This window comes from Kitasatospora sp. NPDC089509 (assembly GCF_044749365.1).
In the GTDB taxonomy this organism is placed as follows: Bacteria; Actinomycetota; Actinomycetes; order Streptomycetales; family Streptomycetaceae; genus Kitasatospora.
Genome location: NZ_JBIVHS010000015.1, coordinates 81,655 through 99,372 on the forward strand (window position 1 = coordinate 81,655; position 17,718 = coordinate 99,372).

The window sequence follows — 17,718 nt, forward strand, 5'->3', positions numbered from 1 at the left end:
CGTGACAGCGAACACCCTGGCCGCCGATGGAGCCGCAGGGGCGGCCCCCGCGGCCTCCCCCTGCGAGCGCGGCGCCACCGTGTGGCTGACCGGGCTGCCGAGCGCGGGCAAGACCACGCTGGCCTTCGCGCTGGCCGAGCGGCTGCGCGCCGACGGCCACAAGGTCGAGGTCCTGGACGGCGACGAGATCCGCGAGTTCCTCTCCAAGGGCCTCGGCTTCTCCCGCGAGGACCGGCACACCAACGTCACCCGGATCGGCTTCGTCGCCGAGAAGCTCGCCGCCAACGGCGTCAAGGTGCTCGCCCCGGTGATCGCCCCGTTCGCGGACTCCCGCGCGGCGGTGCGCGAGCGGCACGCCGCGGCCGGCACCGAGTTCCTGGAGATCCACGTCGCCACCCCGGTGGAACTGTGCGCCGAGCGGGACGTCAAGGGCCTGTACGCCAAGCAGGCGGCCGGCGAGATCTCCGGCCTGACCGGCGTGGACGACCCGTACGAGGCCCCGGCCGCACCGGAGTTGCGGCTGCAGACGCAGGGCCGTGCGGTCGCCGAGTCCGCCGCCGAGCTGCACGCCTTCCTGACCGAGAGGGGTCTGGCATGACCACCGCGACCGACAGCCCGGTCCGCACCGACGACGCCGACCGGAATCCGGGGGGCCCCTTCGCGCTGTCCCACCTGGACGCGCTGGAGGCCGAGTCGGTGCACATCTTCCGCGAGGTCGCGGGGGAGTTCGAGCGCCCGGTGATCCTGTTCTCCGGCGGCAAGGACTCCATCCTGATGCTGCACCTGGCGCTCAAGGCCTTCGCGCCCGCGTCCGTCCCCTTCTCGCTGCTGCACGTCGACACCGGCCACAACTTCCCCGAGGTGATCGCCTACCGCGACCGCGTCGTGGCCGAGCACCACCTGCGCCTGCACGTCGCCCACGTCCAGGACTTCATCGACGACGGCCGGCTGCGCGAGCGCCCGGACGGCACCCGCAACCCGCTGCAGACCGTGCCGCTGCTCGACGCCATCGAGTCGAACCGTTTCGACGCGGTGTTCGGCGGCGGCCGCCGGGACGAGGAGAAGGCCCGCGCCAAGGAGCGCGTCTTCTCGCTGCGCGACGAGTTCGGCGCCTGGGACCCGCGCCGCCAGCGCCCCGAGCTGTGGTCGCTGTACAACGGCCGGCACGCCGTCGGCGAGCACGTCCGGGTCTTCCCGCTGTCCAACTGGACCGAGCTGGACGTCTGGCAGTACATCGAGCGCGAGGGCATCGAACTGCCGGAGATCTACTACGCGCACGAGCGCGACGTCTTCTCCCGCAACGGCATGTGGCTGACCGCCGGCGAGTGGGGCGGCCCCAAGGACACCGAACCGGTCCAGCGCCGGCTGGTCCGCTACCGCACCGTCGGCGACATGTCCTGCACCGGCGCCGTCGACTCGGACGCCACCACCATCGAGGCCGTGATCGCCGAGATCGCCGCCAGCCGCCTCACCGAGCGCGGTGCCACCCGCGCCGACGACAAGCTGTCCGAGGCCGCGATGGAAGACCGCAAGCGCGAGGGGTACTTCTAAGCATGAGCACTGCAACCGCCACCGCCCTGCTGCGCTTCGCCACCGCCGGCTCCGTCGACGACGGCAAGTCCACCCTGGTCGGCCGCCTGCTGCACGACTCCAAGTCGGTCCTCGCCGACCAGCTGGAGGCCGTCGAGCACGCCTCCCGCAGCCGCGGCCAGGAGGCGCCCGACCTCGCCCTGCTCACCGACGGCCTGCGGGCCGAGCGCGAACAGGGCATCACCATCGACGTCGCCTACCGCTACTTCGCCACCCCCCGGCGCCGGTTCATCCTCGCCGACACCCCCGGGCACGTGCAGTACACCCGCAACATGGTCACCGGCGCCTCCACCGCCGAGCTCGCCGTCGTCCTGGTCGACGCCCGCAACGGCGTGGTCGAGCAGACCCGCCGGCACGCGGCCGTGGCCGCGCTGCTGCGGGTGCCGCACGTGGTGCTGGCCGTCAACAAGATGGACCTGGTCGACTACGCCGAGCCGGTGTTCGCCGCCATCGCCGAGGAGTTCACCGGCTACGCGGCCTCGCTCGGCGTGCGCGACGTGCTGGCCGTCCCGATCTCCGCGCTCGCCGGGGACAACGTCGTCGAACCCTCCGCCCACATGGACTGGTACGGCGGCCCGACCCTGCTGGAGCACCTGGAGACCGTGCCGGTCGGCAGCGACCCGAGCGCGGAACCCGCCCGCTTCCCGGTCCAGTACGTGATCCGCCCGCAGACCGAGGAACACCCCGACTACCGCGGCTACGCCGGCCAGCTGGCCTCCGGCGTACTGCGCGTCGGCGACCCCGTCACCGTCCTGCCCTCCGGCCTGACCAGCACCGTCGCCGCCATCGACGCCCTCGGCCGCCCCGCCGACGCCGCCTGGGCCCCCCAGTCGGTCACCGTCCGGCTCGCCGACGACCTCGACATCTCCCGCGGCGACCTGCTCGCCGCCGGGACGGCCCCCGCCCCGAGCAAGGACGTCGAGGCGACCGTCAGCCACCTCAACGAACGGCCGCTGCGCGCCGGGGACAAGGTGCTGCTCAAGCACACCACCCGCACCGTGCGCGCACTGGTCAAGGAGATCTCCTACCGGATCGACATCGACACTCTCGAACAGCGTTCCGGCGCCGAGGGGTTGAACGTCAACGACATCGGCCACGTGAAGCTGCGCACCGCCGAGCCGCTGGCCCTCGACGACTACACCGACAACCGCCGCACCGGCTCGTTCCTGCTGATCGACCCGGCCGACGGCACCACCCTCACCGCCGGCATGGCCGGCGAGGCCTTCGCGAGCGCACCGGCCGCGGACGCAACCGACGCACCCGACGAGGAGGACTGGGTCTGATGCCCAGCGAGGCGTTCTCGGGCATGGACAAGGAAGGCGGCCGCATCGGCAGCGGCGTCCTCGGCAGCGGCCAGGGCGGCCTGACCCGATGTGCGGGCCGACGGGGCTGAGAACGCCCTGTCACCGGGCCGCTCCCCCTCGGCCGCCCGGCTTGCCCCGGCAGCGCACTGCCGCGAGCACCATCCTTCCGAACTCCGCTCCCGAGACCGTCTCCTGACGGTCCGTCCGTGAACAGGACCCACCATGGCACCGAACCCCGCCCTCGCGCATACCCCGACACGCCCCGGCGCCGGCCGGATCAGACGCGTCGCCGCCGCCTCCGCGGCCGGCCTGACCGCGGTCGCCCTGCTGTCCGCCTGCGGCTACGGCTCCAAGGCGGACAAGTCCGACGACAAGGCCAACGCCGCCGCGACCGCCGGGACTTCGGGCGCCAAGCTGTCCGCCGACACGGTGAAGATCGGCTACTTCGCCAACCTGACCCACGGCACCCCGCTGGTCGGCCTCCAGGAGGGCATCTTCCAGAAGGAGTTGGGCGCCACCCAGGTCAAGACCCAGGTCTTCAACGCGGGCCCGGCCGAGATCGAGGCGCTCAACGCCGGCTCGATCGACATCGGCTGGATCGGCCCCTCCCCCGCGATCAACGGCTACACCAAGTCGAACGGCCAGTCGCTGAAGATCATCGGCGGTTCGGCCTCCGGCGGCGTCAAGCTGGTCGTCAACCCGGAGAAGATCACCTCCCTGGACGACCTCAAGGGCAAGAAGATCGCCACCCCGCAGCTGGGCAACACCCAGGACGTGGCCCTGCTCAACTACCTGGCGGGCAAGGGCTACAAGGTCGACGCGGCCTCCGGCGCGGGCGACGTCTCGGTGGTGCGCACCGACAACAAGGTCACCCCCGACGCCTACCGGTCCGGCTCCATCGACGGCGCCTGGGTGCCCGAGCCGACCGCCTCCAAGCTGGTCACGCTCGGCGCGAAGGTCCTGCTCAACGAGAAGGACGTCTGGCCGGACAAGAAGTTCGTGATCACCAACATCATCGTCTCGCAGAAGTTCCTCAAGGAGCACCCGGACGTGGTGGAGGCCGTGCTGCGCGGCTCGGTGAAGACCAACGCCTTCATCAAGGCCAACTCCGACAAGGCCAAGGCCGACGCCAACGAGGCGATCAAGAAGGAGGCCGGGAACTCCCTGGAGCCCGCGATCCTCGACCCGGCCTGGGCCGACATCGACTTCCTGGACGACCCGCTGGCGAACACCCTGCAGGCCGAGGCCGACCACGCCGTCACCGCCGGGCTCCTCAAGAAGCCCAACCTCAACGGCATCTACGACCTCACCCTGCTGAACAAGGTGCTCGCCGCCCAGGGCCAGCCCGCCGTGTCGGACGCCGGCCTCGGCGCCAAGTAGCGCCCCGGCCCTCCAGGTTCCGCGGTCCGGCCGCCCCGCCCGCCCGGTCGATCCCGATCGATGCCCACCGGCCGGGCGGGGCCCGGACCCCGGCGCACCGCCCCGCGGCCCCGCAGCCCCCTCCAGTCTTGCCAGACCACTCACGCAGGAGGTGCCCGGATGACCCCGGCACTGACCACCCCGGCGGACGCCCCCGGCGCCGACGCCCCCGGCGGTGCGCCCGCCGTCCGGATCTCGCACGTGCACAAGTCCTTCGGCCGCCCGGGATCCCAGACCCACGTGCTGGACGACATCACCCTCGACGTCGCCCCCGGCGAGTTCGTCACCCTGCTCGGCGCCTCCGGCTGCGGCAAGTCCACCCTGCTCAACCTGGTCGCCGGCCTCGACGAGCCCACCCGCGGCAGCATCGAGGTGCCCGGCGGCCGCCCCGCCCTGATGTTCCAGGAACACGCCCTGTTCCCCTGGCTCACCGCCGGCCGCAACATCGAACTCGCCCTCAAGCTGGCCGGCGTCCCCCGCCCCGAACGGCGCGCCGAGGCCGAGCGCCTGCTCGAACTGGTCCGCCTCAACGGCGCGTACGGCAAGCGGGTGCACGAGCTGTCCGGCGGCATGCGCCAGCGCGTCGCGATGGCCCGGGCCCTCGCCCAGGGCAGCAAGGTGCTGCTGATGGACGAGCCGTTCGCCGCGCTCGACGCCATCACCCGCGACGTGCTGCACGACGAGATCACCCGGATCTGGGCCGAACGGCAGCTGTCCGTCCTCTTCGTCACCCACAACGTGCGCGAGGCCGTGCGCCTGGCCCAGCGCGTCGTCCTGCTCTCCTCCCGGCCCGGCCGGGTCGCCCGCGAATGGCGGATCGACCTGCCCCAGCCGCGCCGCATCGAATCCACCGGCGTGGCCGACCTGTCCATCGAGATCACCGAAGAACTGCGTGGGGAGATCCGCCGCCATGGCCAGCACTGACACCACCCTCCCCCGCCCGGACCGCGACACCGCGTCCGACGCCGCCCCCGGCGGCGGGACCGACACCGCTTCCGACACCGCCGACGTCGGCGCCGGCCTGGACGCCCTCGACTCGGTCTCCGCGCAGCGCAGTTCGCTCGGCGAGGTGCTGCGGCAGAAGGCGCTGCCGCCGCTGATCGGCGTGCTGGTGGTGCTGGCCCTGTGGCAGGGCGCCTACAGCCTGCACGTGACCTCCTCGTACAAGCTGCCCAGCCCCGCCGACGTCTGGCGCTCCCTCCAGGACCTCTGGTACCAGGGCACGCTGCTCTCGATCGTCTGGACCAGCGTCTGGCGCGGCCTGTCCGGCTTCCTGCTCGCCGTCGTCATCGGCACCCCGATCGGCCTGGTCGTCGCCCGGGTCAAGCCGGTGCGCACCGCGATCGGCCCGGTCCTCCAGGGCCTCCAGTCGCTGCCCTCGGTCGCCTGGGTGCCGGCCGCCGTGATCTGGCTCGGCATCAACGACTCGATGATGTACGCCGTCATCCTGCTCGGCGCCGTCCCGTCCATCGCCAACGGCCTCGTCGCCGGCATCGACCAGGTGCCGCCGCTGTTCCTGCGGGCCGGACGCACCCTCGGCGCCACCGGCCTCACCGGCGCCCGGCACGTGCTCATCCCCGCCGCGCTGCCCGGCTACCTGGCCGGCCTCAAGCAGGGCTGGGCCTTCTCCTGGCGCTCGCTGATGGCCGCCGAACTGGTCGCCTCCTCCCCCGACCTCGGCCGGGGCCTCGGCCGGTTCCTGGAGGACCAGCGCGAGTTCTCCGACATGTCCGGCGTGCTGCTCGGCATCATCCTCATCCTGTTCGTCGGCATCGCCATCGAACTGCTGGTGTTCACCCCCGTCGAGCGCCGGGTGCTGCGCAACCGCGGCCTGCTGGCCTCCGGAAAGTGAGCCGGACCCCGGTGCCCGCCCTCCTGCTGATCGCCCACGGCAGCCGCGACCCGCGGCACGCCGCGACCGTGGCCGCGCTGGTGCGGGAGGTGCGGGCCCAGCGGCCCGCCCTGGAGGTCGCCACCGCCTACCTCGACCACTGCGCGCCGCGGATCCCGCAGGTTGCCGCCCGGCTGACGGACGCGGTGGCCGTCCCGCTGCTGCTCAACCGGGCCTTCCACGCCAAGCACGACATCCCCGCCGCGCTGCGCGCCACCGGCGCCGCGCTGCCGGTCGCCGACGTGCTCGGCCCCTCCCCGCTGCTGCTCGCCGCGCTGGACCGGCGCCTCGCCGAAGCCGGGCTCGACGTCCGCTCGGCCGCCGTCCGGTCCCGCACCGGTGTGGTGCTGGCCGCCGCGGGCTCCTCCGACCCGGCCGCCGACGCCGCCACCCGCGCCGTCGCCGCCACCTGGCGCCGCACCCGCGGCTGGGCCGCCGTCGAGGTCGCCTACGCCTCCGCCGCCGGCCCCCGCGTCCCCGACGCCCTCGCCGCCCTGCGCACCGCCGGCGCCACCCGCACCGCCGTCGCGCCCTACCTGCTGGCCCCGGGCCTGCTGCCCGACCGCATCGCGGCGGCGGCCGAGGACGCCGACCTGCTCGCCGACGTCCTGGGGCCCGCCCCTGAACTGGCCACCCTGCTGCTGGAACGCTACGACCGGGCCCGCCTGGCCGCCGAGGCCCTCCCGGCGGAGGCCCTCACCGCCTGAGCGTCAAGACGCCCTGCGGTGCTGGTACTCGGCCACCGCAGCGGTGATCACGCTGAGCGGCACGGGCTGGTCCACGTCGGCGATGGCGGCCTGGATCCACTCCCGCATGACGGCCGTCGGCTCCACCCCTCGCTCCCGCGCCCGGCGCCGGACCTCGTCCATCACCGGCTTGGGCAGCCGCAGCGAGGTGCTGATCATCACCGACTCCGCCGCCACCTGCTCGCCGGGCTCGGCGGCCGTGATCTCGTCCTCGGTCAGCTCGTGCGTCCCGTAGTGCTCGGCGATCGCCTCGAACTCCCTACTGCCGTCTGCCATCCGCGCCTCCGTCTCCTCTCCGGCCGCAGCCTGCCGTCGATCCCGCGCCGAAGGCCGACCGCCGTCACCCGGACGGGCGACGGCGGCCGGAAGCGCGTACGGCGCGCACGGCCGGAGCCGTGCGCGCCGTGGGCCTCGGTGCGTCAGACCCGGCGCAGGACGAAGGTGTCGTCCGGGTGGCCGGCGTTGGCGTCGGCGAGGCCGCCGGAGAGCTGGTAGAGGGCGCCGGCCGGGCCGGTGGTGACGGCGGTGGGGGTGGCGTCGGCGGAGGGGTGGACGGCGGTGAGGCGGGCGGTGCGCCAGTGGTCGTCGGAGCGGAGTTCGACCTCGGCGTCGCGGCCCGCGCCGAAGAAGGCGTTGGTGACGCCCGCGATGGTGCCGTCCGGGCGGCCGAAGATGCCGTCGAGGTGGAGCAGGGCCCCGCCGTCGGCGATCTCGACCCGGCGCAGCGCGGACGGGTCCCACAGCGGGAGCTGCCACAGGGTGCCGTCGTCCCACTTGCCGAGGACGAGCCGGCCCTCGCGGTAGGCGATGCCGTTGAGTCCGTAGGAGCCGGGGGCGGCGGTGAGCCGGTCGTCGCGCAGCAGGACGGATCCGGTGCCGTCCGGGTCGACCCGGTAGACGACGGGGGCGAAGGAGTCGGTGACGTAGGCGGTGCCGTCGGGGGCGAGGGCGATGTCGTTGGCGAGGTGGCTGCCGCCGTCGCCCGCGACGGCGGCGAGGTCGGTGTAGTAGAGGCGGCGGCCGGTGTCGAGGTCGTAGGCGGCGATGCCGGCGACCCGGCCGAGGGTGGCGGGGCCGCTCCGCTCCCCGACGCCGTTGTCGAGGTTGGTGACCAGGATCCGGCGGTGCACCCGGTCGATCCGCAGGCCGGCGATCTCGATCAGGGTGCCGGGGTCGTCGACCAGGGTGTGGACGCTGCCGTCGAGGCCGACCGCGGAGACGGTACCGTGCCGCAGCGAGCCGACCAGGAAGCGGTGGTGGGCCTGGTCCCAGACGGCTGTCTCGGGCACCAGGGTGGGGGCGTGGCCGGTGATCACGGCCGGGGCCGGGCAGCGGGCGGCCGCGGCGGCGGGTAGCGTGCCGGCGGTGCCGACCAGGGTGGCGGCGGCCGCGAGGGCGACCAGGGTACGGCGGACGGCGTGGTGGTGACGCTGCATCGGGGACTCCCTGGGAGGGGGCGTTCGGTGTCGTGATCAAGCCTCCCGCGGGCGCCGTCGCGCCAGCAGTGCGTGGGGATACTGGTAGTCGGACCACCAGGAAGGACCGGGAAGGGCGGGGGACATGGACGAGTCGGAGGAGCGCCGCACGGAGCTGTCGGGCTTCCTGCGCAGCCGTCGGGCGCGGTTGACGCCGCAGCAGGTGGGGATGGCGCCGGGGGTGCGGCGGCGGACGCCGGGGCTGCGGCGGGAGGAGCTGGCGCTGCTGGCCGGGGTGGGGGTGACCTGGTACACGTGGCTGGAGCAGGGGCGGGACATCCACCCCTCGCCGGAGGTGCTGGCGAGCCTGGCCCGGACGCTGCGGCTGGACCGGGCGGAGACGGCGTACCTGTTCCGGCTGGCGGGCAGCCACCCGACGGACGGGGAGGTGAGCGCGCCCGCCGAGGTCCCGGCCGCGCTGCTGCGGCTGATGCACGCTCAGTGGCCGGCGCCGGCCTGGGTGATGGACGCCAACTGGGACCTGCGGGCGTGGAATCCGGGCGCGGACGCGCTGTTCGGGCTGGAGGGGCGGCCGCCGGAGGAGTGCAACATGGCCTGGGTGGTGTTCGGGAACGCCGTGCACCGGCGCCGGGTCGACCACTGGGAGGAGCACGCCCGGCACTTCCTGGCCCAGTTGCGGTCGGCGTACGCGGAGCGCGGCGGTGAGGCCACCGCGGTGGGCCGACACCTGGGCCGGATGATCCAGCACGTGCGGGGCGAGCACCCGGAGGCGGACCGCTGGCTGGACGAGCACCAGGTGGCGGAGCGGTCGGGGGCCGAGAAGGTGGTCCGGCACGAGGAGTTGGGCGAGTTGCGGATCGACCAGCACGTGCTGCTGGCCGCCGAGGGGCTGCAGTTGATCGTGATGGCGCCGCGGGACGAGCGGACGGCGCAGCGGCTGCGCCTGCTGGCCCCGACGGCCGCCGCCGTGCGGGCGTGACCCGGGTCCGTCGTACGGGTGCGACCCGGGTCCGTCCGCCGACGGACCCGGGTCGGCCCGGCGGGCGTCAGGCCGGGAGGTTCCACTTCTGGTTGGCGGCGCCGTTGCAGTCCCAGATGCCGAGCTGGTTGCCGTTGGCGGTGGAGAAGCCGAGGTCGTCCAGGCAGCGGCCGGACTGCGGGTTGAGCAGCGAGCCGTCGGCGCGGGCCTGCCACTGCTGGGAGCCGGTGCCGTTGCAGTCGAAGAGCTGGACCAGGGTGTGGTTGACGGTGCCGCCGCCGGAGACGTCCATGCACTTGCCGAGGGCGCGGATGGTGCCGTCGGAGCCGATCCGCCACTTCTGCGCCAGGCTGCCGTTGCAGTCGTAGATCTGGACGGGGGTGCCGTTGCTGTAGTTGGCGCCCTTGACGTCGACGCACTTGCTGGCGTAGCCGGTGATCTGGCCGGTGGGGCCGGCCGGCGGGGCGGCGCCGACGATGACCCGCGGGAACATGACGGTGTCGCCGATGCCGCAGGCCGCGGAGGCGCTGCCGTCGCCCATCGCCACGCCGCCGAACGCGGGGCGCGAGAACTGCACGGTGTGGTTGGAGTTCCAGTAGTAACAGGTGGCGGTCACGGTCCAGGTCTGCATCGGGTCGAGGCCGCTGCAGGTGCCGATCGCGTTCCAACCGGCGACGTAGGCGCCGCAGGAGGGCGCGGCCTGGGCGGAGGTGGCCGGTCCGGCCAGGGCGGCGGCTCCTGCGAGCAGGGCGGTGGTCAGCAGAGCGGAGGTTCGGCGCATCGGGGGATGGTCCTTCCGGGTCGGCGGATCACGTCAACTCAACTTCTGTGGCCGCATGGTGATGGTGCGACAGGTGTGTGCGGGCCGTGTAGAAGAATCGATCCTCCGCAGTCCTCCGTCAAGCGTTAGTTCAAAGCAGTCTGCAACTGATTCATCTGAGCTGATGATTTCAGCCAGCCGGGGGCCGAACGGCACGGGCTTCGTCGGATGGCCCGGATCGGCCCGGATCGCCCCGGCTCGGCCCGGCCCGGCCCGGCCCGAAACGCGGAACGGGCCCCACGCCCTCCCCGTCAGTGGGAGGTCGCGGAGCCCGTCCGTAGGAACCCCGGGTCGGCGGCCGAACGCCGCCGGCCGTCAGTCGGCCGTGCGGCGCTGGCGCCCGGTGCCGTAGTTGGAGCCGGACTTGGTGCCGCTGCCCGGCCGGGCCCGGCCGGAGGAGCGGCCGATGAACCCGGCGGCCTGCTGCCGCTCGCCCTGCTGGCCGGCCGCGCCGAGGCGCTGCTTGGGGCGGGGGCGGCGCGGGTTGCCGTTCATGTCGACGTCGGTGGGCAGCCCGGAGCGCTTGCCGGAGCGGCGGCGCGGGCCGCCCGACCGGCCGTCGGCGCCCTTGCCGTCGGCGGAGCCGGCCGGGGCCGCGGGCTGGGCGGCGACCGGGACGGCCAGCGCGACCGCGACGCCGCTGGGCGTGCGGGCGCCGGTGATCCGGGTCAGCTCGGCGTCGCCGGGGCGGATCTTGGTCACGGTGGGGCGGATCCCGGCGACCGTCATCAGCCGGTTGACCTCGCGGCGCTGCTCGGGCAGCACCAGGGTGACGACCGTGCCGGACTCGCCGGCCCGGGCGGTGCGGCCGCCGCGGTGCAGGTAGTCCTTGTGGTCGATCGGCGGGTCGACGTTGACGACCAGGTCGAGGCCGTCGATGTGGATGCCGCGGGCGGCCACGTTGGTGGCGATCAGCGCGGTGACCTCGCCCTCGCGGAACTGGTCGAGGACCCGGTTGCGCTGCGGCTGGGACTTGCCGCCGTGCAGGGCGGCGGCCATCACGCCGGTCGCGCGCAGCTGCTTGGCCAGCCGGTCGGCGCCGTGCTTGGTGTGCACGAACATGATCACGCGCCCGTCGCGGGAGGCGATGTGGGCGGTGGCGGAGGCCTTGTCGGTGGGCTCCAGCTGCAGGACGTGGTGGTCCATGGTGGTGACCGCGCCGGCCGAGGGGTCGACCGAGTGGGTGACCGGGTCGGTCAGGAAGCGCTTGACCAGCCGGTCCACGTTGCGGTCCAGGGTGGCGGAGAACAGCATCCGCTGCCCGCCCTCGGCGACCTGCTCCAGCAGCCTGCTGACCTGCGGGAGGAAGCCCATGTCGGCCATCTGGTCGGCCTCGTCGAGGACGGTGATGGCGACGTCGGACAGGTTGACGTCACCGCGCCCGATCAGGTCGTCCAGGCGGCCGGGGGTGGCGACCAGGACCTCGGTGCCGCGGCGCACCGCGCTGGCCTGCCGGCTGATGCCCATGCCGCCGACGACGGTGGTGATCCGCAGGTTGACGGCGGTGGCGTACGGGGTGAGCGCGTCGGTGACCTGCTGGGCGAGCTCGCGGGTGGGCACCAGGACGAGCGCCAGCGGGTGCCGGGAGTCGGCGCGGCGACCGGCGGTGCGGGCCAGCAGCGGCAGGCCGAAGGCCAGGGTCTTGCCGGAGCCGGTGCGGCCGCGGCCGAGCACGTCGCGGCCGGCGATCGAGTCGGGCAGGGTGGCGCCCTGGATCGGGAACGGCTCGGTGACGCCCTCGCGGGTGAGCGCGGAGAGGATCGCCTTGGGCAGGTCGAGCTCGGCGAAGGTGGCCGCCGGCGGCCGGGCCGGGGTGCCCTCGACGACGGTGAAGTCGGCGGGCTCGGCGGCGACGGCACGGCCGTTCTTGGGGGCGCCCGCCTTGGGGGCGCCGGTGCGGCCGCGCGGCTTGCGCGGGCGGTCCACGCCCTCCGCGGTGCGGCGGGGGCGGCCGGTGCGGCCCTGGTCGGCCGAACGCTCGGCCGAGCGGGTGGTGGTGCGGTCCGCGCTGCGGTCACCGCGCTCGCGCGGGGTGCGGGCAGGGGTGGTCACGGGGTCTCCGTCCGTTGGTCGGTAGCCCGCGGGATCGCGGGCCGATCGGCCGTCGGAAGGGAGTGCGCCGCCCCGGCCGTTCGGCGGCATGAACGAGGGCCCGCACCGTCGAGCGGTACGGGCCCCCGCTTCACGAGATCATGGATCGCGCGTCAGCGTGATGCTGGCGTCAGCCGATGACCTGGATGTTCTCGCCCTGCGGGCCCTTCTGGCCCTGCGTGACCTCGAACTCCACGCGCTGGCCCTCGACGAGCTCGCGGAAGCCGTTGGCCTGGATGTTCGAGTAGTGGGCGAAGACGTCCGGGCCGCCGCCGTCCTGCTCGATGAAGCCGAAGCCCTTTTCGCTGTTGAACCACTTCACGGTGCCGGTAGCCATAACCGTCTCCTCATATTGGGGCATCAGGGACTCACACCTCGTGAATCCCGGAGTAGCCGCGATCCCCATCCGGAGACTGAAACACCGGACAAAACAAATGCGCCTGTTGGTTGGGACCAGCAGGCGCACACAAGCGTTCATGGGAACCAAAACTGCAACTGACTCGACTGTAGCACGGCGACACCCCGATTGACCGGGGACTTTTCTGCTCAACAGATCACGTTTGCCGGGCCCGGGAAAGGGGGACGGCGCCCCGCCGGAGCGGGGCGCCGCCTGGTTGTACGACCCTCGATCAGGGCGCCGGACTCGGCGCCGGACTCGGCGCCGGACGCAGGGCCGGACCCGGTGCCGGACTCAGTGCCGGCCGACGGGCTCCGGCGGCATGGTGGTGCCGACCAGCTGGGTCGGCTCCTCGCCGTGGCCCTTGACGTCACCGTGACCGGGCCACCACGCACGGCGACCGAGCAGGGCGGTGAGCGCCGGGGTGAAGAACATCGACATCACGAAGGCCGCGATGATGATGCCGATGGCGATCGAGAAGCCCATCTCGCTCATCATCGTGTTGCCGGCCAGCAGCATGGTGCCGAAGGTCGCGGCCAGGATGAAGCCGGCCGCGGCCACCGTCGGGCCGCCGTGGCGGATGGCCTGGCTGGCCGCCTCGCGGGGGCTGCGGCCCTCGCGGGCCTCCTCGCGCAGTCGGGCGATCATCAGGATGTTGTAGTCGGTGCCGATCGCGACCACGAACAGGTAGATCAGGATCGGCAGCATGAACATCAGTCCGGACTCGCCCTTGAAGTCCTGGAACACCAGGGTGGTGGCACCGAGGGTGGCGCCGAACCCGAGGCCGACCGAGGCCATCAGGTACCACGGGGCGACCACGCTGCGCAGCAGCAGGCCGAGGATGATCATGATCAGCACCGCGGCGATCGGGAACACCAGGCTGTAGTCGTGCGCCATCGCGGTGTTGATGTCCTTCAGCACCGAGGTGGTGCCGGCCACGTAGGCCTTGGTGCCGGCCGGCGCCTCGTCGTGGGCGACCGTGCGGACCTTGCCGATGGTGTCGATGGCCTTGTTGGTGGTGGACTGGTCCTTCAGCACGACGGTGACGTCGACGGTGAGCCCGTCCTTGCTGATGCCGCGGTCCGGGGTGGGCAGCGCGGCGGCGGCCACGCCGTCGACCTTGCCCAGGTCGTTCACGTAGCCCTGCAGCCCGGCGACGTCGATCTTGTTGCCGTTCTGGCTGGTCAGCAGGATGTGGGCCGGGTCGGCGGCGCCGGCCGAGTAGGCCTTGATCATGGTGTTCTGGACGACCATCGACTCCTTGTCCTTCGGCATGGCACTGCCGGCCATGTCGAAGGTGCCCTGGTAGCCGAGGGCGGCGATCGCCAGGCCGACCATCACCAGGCCGGAGACCAGGGCGGCCCCGGCCGGACGACGGCCCACGGTGCGGCCGATGGCGGCGAAGCGGGCGTTCGAGGGCTCGCGCTGCCAGGCCTTGGAGGGCCAGAACAGGACCTTCTGCGGGATCAGGCAGAGGATCGCGGGCACCAGGGTGACCGAGGCGAGCGCGGTGACGCCGACGGCGATGGCCAGCGAGGGGCCGAGCGCCTTGAACATGCCGAGGCTGGACAGCACCAGCACGGCGAAGGCGACCACGACGGCGCCGGCGGCGGAGGTGATGGCCTCGCCGACCCGGCCGACGGCGTTGGCCACGGCCTCCTTGCGGTTGTCCCCGGCCCGCAGCCGCTCTCGGTAGCGGAACATCAGGAACAGGAAGTAGTCGGTGCCGACGCCGTAGAGCACGACGGTCAGGATCTGCGACATCGAGCTGTCGGCCTTGAGGCCGAACCAGTCGCTCGCGAAGCCGATCAGACCGGTGGCGACCAGCGAGTAGATGATCACGGAGACGACCGGCAGCAGCGCGACGATCGGGCTGCGGAAGATGATGCCGAGCGTGAGCAGGATGATCACGACCGTGCCGAGGCCGATCAGGATGCCAGCCTTGTCGCTGGACTCCTTCTGGTCCAGCGCGGTCGCCGCGTCGCCGCCGACCTGGAACTTCAGGTTGCTGCCGGCGGCGAGCTCCTTGCCGTCCTCGCGGATCTTCTTGGCGGCGTCGGTGTACTCCGGCTGCTGCATCTTGCTCTTGTCGATGGCGACCAGCGCCATCGCGTACTTGTGGTCCTTGGAGTAGGAGCCCGTCTGGTCGGAGACCGGCAGGACCTGCTCGACCAGCGGGATCTTCTTGTCGGCCAGGCCCTGGGTGACCTTGTCCATGGCCGCCTGGTCGTTCGCGTCCAGCGCGGCGCCGTCGGTGCGCTCGAAGAGCAGCAGCGCGGACGGCGACTTGTCGGACGGGAAGGCCTTCTGCTGGACGTCCGCCGCCTGGATGGACTCGTAGTGCTTCGGCAGGAAGGCCGCTTGGTCGGTGTTGGTGGTGAGTGCGGGAGCGGACCCGATGATCGCGACCGCCGCGATCAGCCACGCTCCGATCACCCACCAGGCGCGACGGACGACGAAGTGTCCTAGTCGGTGGAACATGCTCGAATGCCTCCTGGGCATGGTTCACCGCAGCCCTTGGGGGACGGGACGCCGGGCGACGGCAGGAACGGCCGGGCCGCGCGCGCTGGCGCTCCCTAGCCGGTCGGCAGGTAAGTGGGACTGGGCGTCATCCTACGAGTACCTGCTTGCCGCGCGGCAAGGAGCCCCCGTGTTCCAACCCCCGTGCGGGACCGACCCGAACCGGCCCCGCCCCAGTGTCTCGTGCCCGCAAGGTGATTGACCTCGTGCTCCGGGTGGAGTCATCTCCCCCTCAGGGTGGAGTCCGCCCCCTACCCCGGGGGAGGAGAGATCAGGGTCCCGGGGTAGGGGTGGACCCACCCCACCCCGGGGGCCGGGTCCACCCTGCGGTTCACCCCGAGCTTCACCTCGGGAACGGGGACCCGCCGCGCGGCCGGGCGGCCGTGCGTCATGATGATCACCGTCCGGAATCCTCCGGACGCACGGATGAACGGCCGCGGAACGGAGCCCAGCCATGATCCCCTTCGACGAGGACCGCGCCCGGCTGCTGCTCGCCGGGGCCTGCGCGGCCGCCGGACTGCCCGACCCGGCCGGGGCCCGGCTGATCGCGCTCGGCGAGAACGCCGTCTTCGACCTCGGCGACCCGGCCGTGGTCGCCAAGGTCGGCCGCGCCCCCGAACTGCACGAGCGGGCCCGGCGTGAACTGACCGTCGCCCACTGGCTCGCCGGACAGGGCATCCCGGTGGTCGACCCCTACGGGGAGGTGGCCCCCGGACCCCGACTCGCCCACGGTCACCCGGTCACCTTCTGGCACCGGCTCGCCCCCGCCGTCCGCCCGGCCCGCCCGGTCGACCTCGCCCCGCTGCTGCGCGCCCTGCACGCGCTGCCGCTGCCGCCCTTCCCGCTCGGCCGGCGCGACCTGCTCGCACCGGTCGAACGCTGGCTGGCCTCCGCCGAGGGGCACGTCAACCCGGCGGACGTCGACTTCCTGCGCCGGCGCCGGGACTCCTTCGCCGCCGCCCTGCCCGACCTCGCGCCGCAGCTGCGCCCCGGGGTGATCCACGGCGACGCGCTGCCGCGCAACGTCCACGTCGGCCCGGACGGACCGGTGCTGCTCGACCTGGAGACCTTCGCCGACGACCTGCGCGAGCACGACCTGGTGGTCCTCGCGCTCGCCCACGACCGCTACGGCGTGCCGGCCGAGGAGTACCGGGCGTTCACCGAGGCGTACGGGCGGGACGTGCGGGACTGGCCCGGGTTCGCGGTGCTGCGCGGAGCCCGGGAGACCGCCAGCGCCTCCTGGGTCGCCCAGCAGGCGGTCGGCAACCCGGCGGCGCTCGCCGAGTTCGGCCGACGGGTCGCCTCGCTCCGGGAGGGGGCCACCGAGGTGCGCTGGTACCCGTTCTGACCGGGCAGGGGTGGCCGCGCTGAGCGGCGGACGCCGAACCGGTCGAGTGTGAGAAGACTCCTACGCCGGAGCGGTCCGGCCCGCAACCGGGACACGTACGATCGGCGTCCTATCGCACAGTCATCCTGACCGAGGGATCGGCCCCCTTCTCGCCCCTCAGGAGCCGCCGCCATGCACCGGACCGCCCCCCGTCGCCGCTCCCCCTCCCCCTCCCTCCCCGGCCGTCCGGCCGGCCGTCGGCGGCTGGTCGCGGGCTGCATCGCGGTGGCCGCCGTGCTGGGCCTGTCCGCGTGCGGCACCGCCAGCGGCGCGCTCCAGCCGACCACCGCCGCCGCGGCCACCACCACCCCGGCGCAGCCGACCGGCGGCGCGGCCGCGAGCATCGCGCCCGGCTCCGGCTCCGGCTCGGGCCCCGGCTCCGACGCCGCCACCGGTGCCGCGGCCCCGCCCGCCGCCACCAAGCCGCACCCGCCCACCACGCCCGGCCGGAGCCCGGCCGGCGGCACCCACGACGCGCCCACCTCCGCGCCCGCGCCGTCGGCCCCGCCCGCCCACACCGGATCGCCGACCAGGGTGATCGGCTCCACCGCCTCCGGCGGTCGCACCGTGGCGCTCACCTTCGACGACGGCCCCGGCCCGGCCACCGGCCAGATCCTCGACCTGCTCGCCCAGTACCACGTCAAGGCGACCTTCTGCGAGATCGGCCAGAACGCCGCCGCCAACCCGGCCCTGGTCAAGCGGGTGCTGGCCGAGGGGCACCGGCTGTGCGACCACAGCGTCCACCACCCGCAGCCGTTCGAGAAGCTCCCGCACGACAAGGCGGTGTACGAGATCAGCGCCGCCCGGGACATGATCGTCAAGGCCGGCGGCCCGGGCACCCGGGTCGGCTGGTTCCGCGCGCCCGGCGGCGGCTTCAACGCGGACAACGAGCACATCACCGCGAGCCTCGGGATGTCCTCCCTCGGCTGGTCCGTCGACCCGCGCGACTGGTCCCGCCCCGGCGTGCCCGCGATCGTCGCCACCGTGCAGAAGCAGCTCAAGCCCGGCGGGGTGATCCTGATGCACGACGGCGGCGGCGACCGCAGCCAGACCGTGGCCGCGCTCAAGCAGCTGCTGCCCTGGCTGGTCGCCCAGGGGTACACCTTCGACTTCCCCGCCTCGTAGGGCGGGCGGGCCT

16 protein-coding genes are annotated in these 17,718 nt (G+C 73.4%); 10 read left to right on the forward strand and 6 right to left on the reverse strand.

Features of this window, described 5'->3' with window-relative positions; all coding sequences use genetic code 11:
• The first annotated feature begins 16 nt into the window (after window positions 1-16).
• The 7 genes from cysC to ACIP4P_RS27840 all read left to right on the forward strand — a co-directional run bounded on the left by cysC (window position 17) and on the right by ACIP4P_RS27840 (window position 6,911).
• Window positions 17-598 (forward strand): adenylyl-sulfate kinase, encoded by a 582-nt coding sequence (cysC, locus tag ACIP4P_RS27810; protein ID WP_400923175.1) that lies wholly within the window; start codon window positions 17-19, stop codon window positions 596-598.
• Entirely contained in the window at window positions 595-1,551 is a 957-nt protein-coding gene (gene cysD / locus ACIP4P_RS27815) for a sulfate adenylyltransferase subunit CysD (protein ID WP_400922959.1), read from the forward strand. The genes cysC and cysD overlap by 4 nt, the downstream gene beginning before the upstream one ends.
• A 2-nt stretch (window positions 1,552-1,553) precedes the next feature.
• Window positions 1,554-2,873 carry a sulfate adenylyltransferase subunit 1 gene (locus tag ACIP4P_RS27820; protein ID WP_400922961.1) on the forward strand — a complete coding sequence of 440 codons (1,320 nt, stop codon included), beginning with the start codon at window positions 1,554-1,556 and terminating at the stop codon, window positions 2,871-2,873.
• A gap of 243 nt (window positions 2,874-3,116) precedes the next feature.
• Entirely contained in the window at window positions 3,117-4,274 is a 1,158-nt protein-coding gene (locus ACIP4P_RS27825; RefSeq protein ID WP_400922963.1) for an aliphatic sulfonate ABC transporter substrate-binding protein, read from the forward strand.
• A gap of 159 nt (window positions 4,275-4,433) precedes the next feature.
• Entirely contained in the window at window positions 4,434-5,237 is an 804-nt protein-coding gene (locus ACIP4P_RS27830; RefSeq protein ID WP_350514663.1) for an ABC transporter ATP-binding protein, read from the forward strand.
• Entirely contained in the window at window positions 5,224-6,165 is a 942-nt protein-coding gene (locus ACIP4P_RS27835; protein WP_400922965.1) for an ABC transporter permease, read from the forward strand. The genes ACIP4P_RS27830 and ACIP4P_RS27835 overlap by 14 nt, the downstream gene beginning before the upstream one ends.
• Complete coding sequence (locus tag ACIP4P_RS27840; RefSeq protein WP_400922967.1) at window positions 6,162-6,911, forward strand: sirohydrochlorin chelatase; 750 nt, start codon at window positions 6,162-6,164, stop codon at window positions 6,909-6,911. Before ACIP4P_RS27835 ends, ACIP4P_RS27840 begins: the two co-directional genes overlap by 4 nt.
• A gap of 3 nt (window positions 6,912-6,914) precedes the next feature.
• Here the strand turns inward: ACIP4P_RS27840 and ACIP4P_RS27845 are convergent, their stop codons facing one another.
• A complete protein-coding gene (locus tag ACIP4P_RS27845) occupies window positions 6,915-7,226 on the reverse strand; it encodes a hypothetical protein (protein WP_400922969.1) in 312 nt (103 codons plus the stop codon).
• A gap of 143 nt (window positions 7,227-7,369) precedes the next feature.
• Window positions 7,370-8,386 (reverse strand): hypothetical protein, encoded by a 1,017-nt coding sequence (locus ACIP4P_RS27850; RefSeq protein WP_400922971.1) that lies wholly within the window; start codon window positions 8,384-8,386, stop codon window positions 7,370-7,372.
• A 124-nt stretch (window positions 8,387-8,510) separates the two neighbouring features.
• Here ACIP4P_RS27850 and ACIP4P_RS27855 point away from each other — a divergent pair, with 124 nt between their 5' ends.
• Window positions 8,511-9,365 (forward strand): helix-turn-helix transcriptional regulator, encoded by an 855-nt coding sequence (locus tag ACIP4P_RS27855; protein ID WP_400922973.1) that lies wholly within the window; start codon window positions 8,511-8,513, stop codon window positions 9,363-9,365.
• Between the two features lie 67 nt (window positions 9,366-9,432).
• Here ACIP4P_RS27855 and ACIP4P_RS27860 read toward each other — a convergent pair whose 3' ends face one another.
• From ACIP4P_RS27860 to ACIP4P_RS27875, 4 genes are all read right to left on the reverse strand, one after another.
• Window positions 9,433-10,146 carry a ricin-type beta-trefoil lectin domain protein gene (locus ACIP4P_RS27860; protein WP_400922975.1) on the reverse strand — a complete coding sequence of 238 codons (714 nt, stop codon included), beginning with the start codon at window positions 10,144-10,146 and terminating at the stop codon, window positions 9,433-9,435.
• A gap of 354 nt (window positions 10,147-10,500) precedes the next feature.
• Window positions 10,501-12,237 (reverse strand): DEAD/DEAH box helicase, encoded by a 1,737-nt coding sequence (locus ACIP4P_RS27865; protein WP_400922976.1) that lies wholly within the window; start codon window positions 12,235-12,237, stop codon window positions 10,501-10,503.
• Between the two features lie 169 nt (window positions 12,238-12,406).
• Entirely contained in the window at window positions 12,407-12,613 is a 207-nt protein-coding gene (locus ACIP4P_RS27870; RefSeq protein WP_350514670.1) for a cold-shock protein, read from the reverse strand.
• Between the two features lie 354 nt (window positions 12,614-12,967).
• Entirely contained in the window at window positions 12,968-15,154 is a 2,187-nt protein-coding gene (locus ACIP4P_RS27875) for an MMPL family transporter (RefSeq protein ID WP_400922979.1), read from the reverse strand.
• Between the two features lie 493 nt (window positions 15,155-15,647).
• On the opposite strand from ACIP4P_RS27875, the gene ACIP4P_RS27880 reads away from it, so the two are divergent.
• Window positions 15,648-16,541 carry an aminoglycoside phosphotransferase family protein gene (locus ACIP4P_RS27880; RefSeq protein ID WP_400922981.1) on the forward strand — a complete coding sequence of 298 codons (894 nt, stop codon included), beginning with the start codon at window positions 15,648-15,650 and terminating at the stop codon, window positions 16,539-16,541.
• Window positions 16,542-16,712: 171 nt separating this feature from the next.
• A complete protein-coding gene (locus ACIP4P_RS27885; RefSeq protein ID WP_400922983.1) occupies window positions 16,713-17,705 on the forward strand; it encodes a polysaccharide deacetylase family protein in 993 nt (330 codons plus the stop codon).
• Window positions 17,706-17,718: the final 13 nt, after the last annotated feature.

Excerpts from the sequence above, each read along its gene's own strand:
- cysD (WP_400922959.1), top strand. The coding sequence starts at position 595 with ATGACCACCGCGACCGACAGCCCGGTCCGCACCGACGACGCCGACCGG.
- ACIP4P_RS27820 (WP_400922961.1), top strand. The coding sequence starts at position 1,554 with ATGAGCACTGCAACCGCCACCGCCCTGCTGCGCTTCGCCACCGCCGGC.
- ACIP4P_RS27825 (WP_400922963.1), top strand. The coding sequence starts at position 3,117 with ATGGCACCGAACCCCGCCCTCGCGCATACCCCGACACGCCCCGGCGCC.
- ACIP4P_RS27830 (WP_350514663.1), top strand. The coding sequence starts at position 4,434 with ATGACCCCGGCACTGACCACCCCGGCGGACGCCCCCGGCGCCGACGCC.
- ACIP4P_RS27835 (WP_400922965.1), top strand. The coding sequence starts at position 5,224 with ATGGCCAGCACTGACACCACCCTCCCCCGCCCGGACCGCGACACCGCG.
- ACIP4P_RS27845 (WP_400922969.1), bottom strand. The coding sequence starts at position 7,226 with ATGGCAGACGGCAGTAGGGAGTTCGAGGCGATCGCCGAGCACTACGGG.
- ACIP4P_RS27850 (WP_400922971.1), bottom strand. The coding sequence starts at position 8,386 with ATGCAGCGTCACCACCACGCCGTCCGCCGTACCCTGGTCGCCCTCGCG.
- ACIP4P_RS27855 (WP_400922973.1), top strand. The coding sequence starts at position 8,511 with ATGGACGAGTCGGAGGAGCGCCGCACGGAGCTGTCGGGCTTCCTGCGC.
- ACIP4P_RS27860 (WP_400922975.1), bottom strand. The coding sequence starts at position 10,146 with ATGCGCCGAACCTCCGCTCTGCTGACCACCGCCCTGCTCGCAGGAGCC.
- ACIP4P_RS27870 (WP_350514670.1), bottom strand. The coding sequence starts at position 12,613 with ATGGCTACCGGCACCGTGAAGTGGTTCAACAGCGAAAAGGGCTTCGGC.
- ACIP4P_RS27875 (WP_400922979.1), bottom strand. The coding sequence starts at position 15,154 with ATGTTCCACCGACTAGGACACTTCGTCGTCCGTCGCGCCTGGTGGGTG.
- ACIP4P_RS27880 (WP_400922981.1), top strand. The coding sequence starts at position 15,648 with ATGATCCCCTTCGACGAGGACCGCGCCCGGCTGCTGCTCGCCGGGGCC.
- ACIP4P_RS27885 (WP_400922983.1), top strand. The coding sequence starts at position 16,713 with ATGCACCGGACCGCCCCCCGTCGCCGCTCCCCCTCCCCCTCCCTCCCC.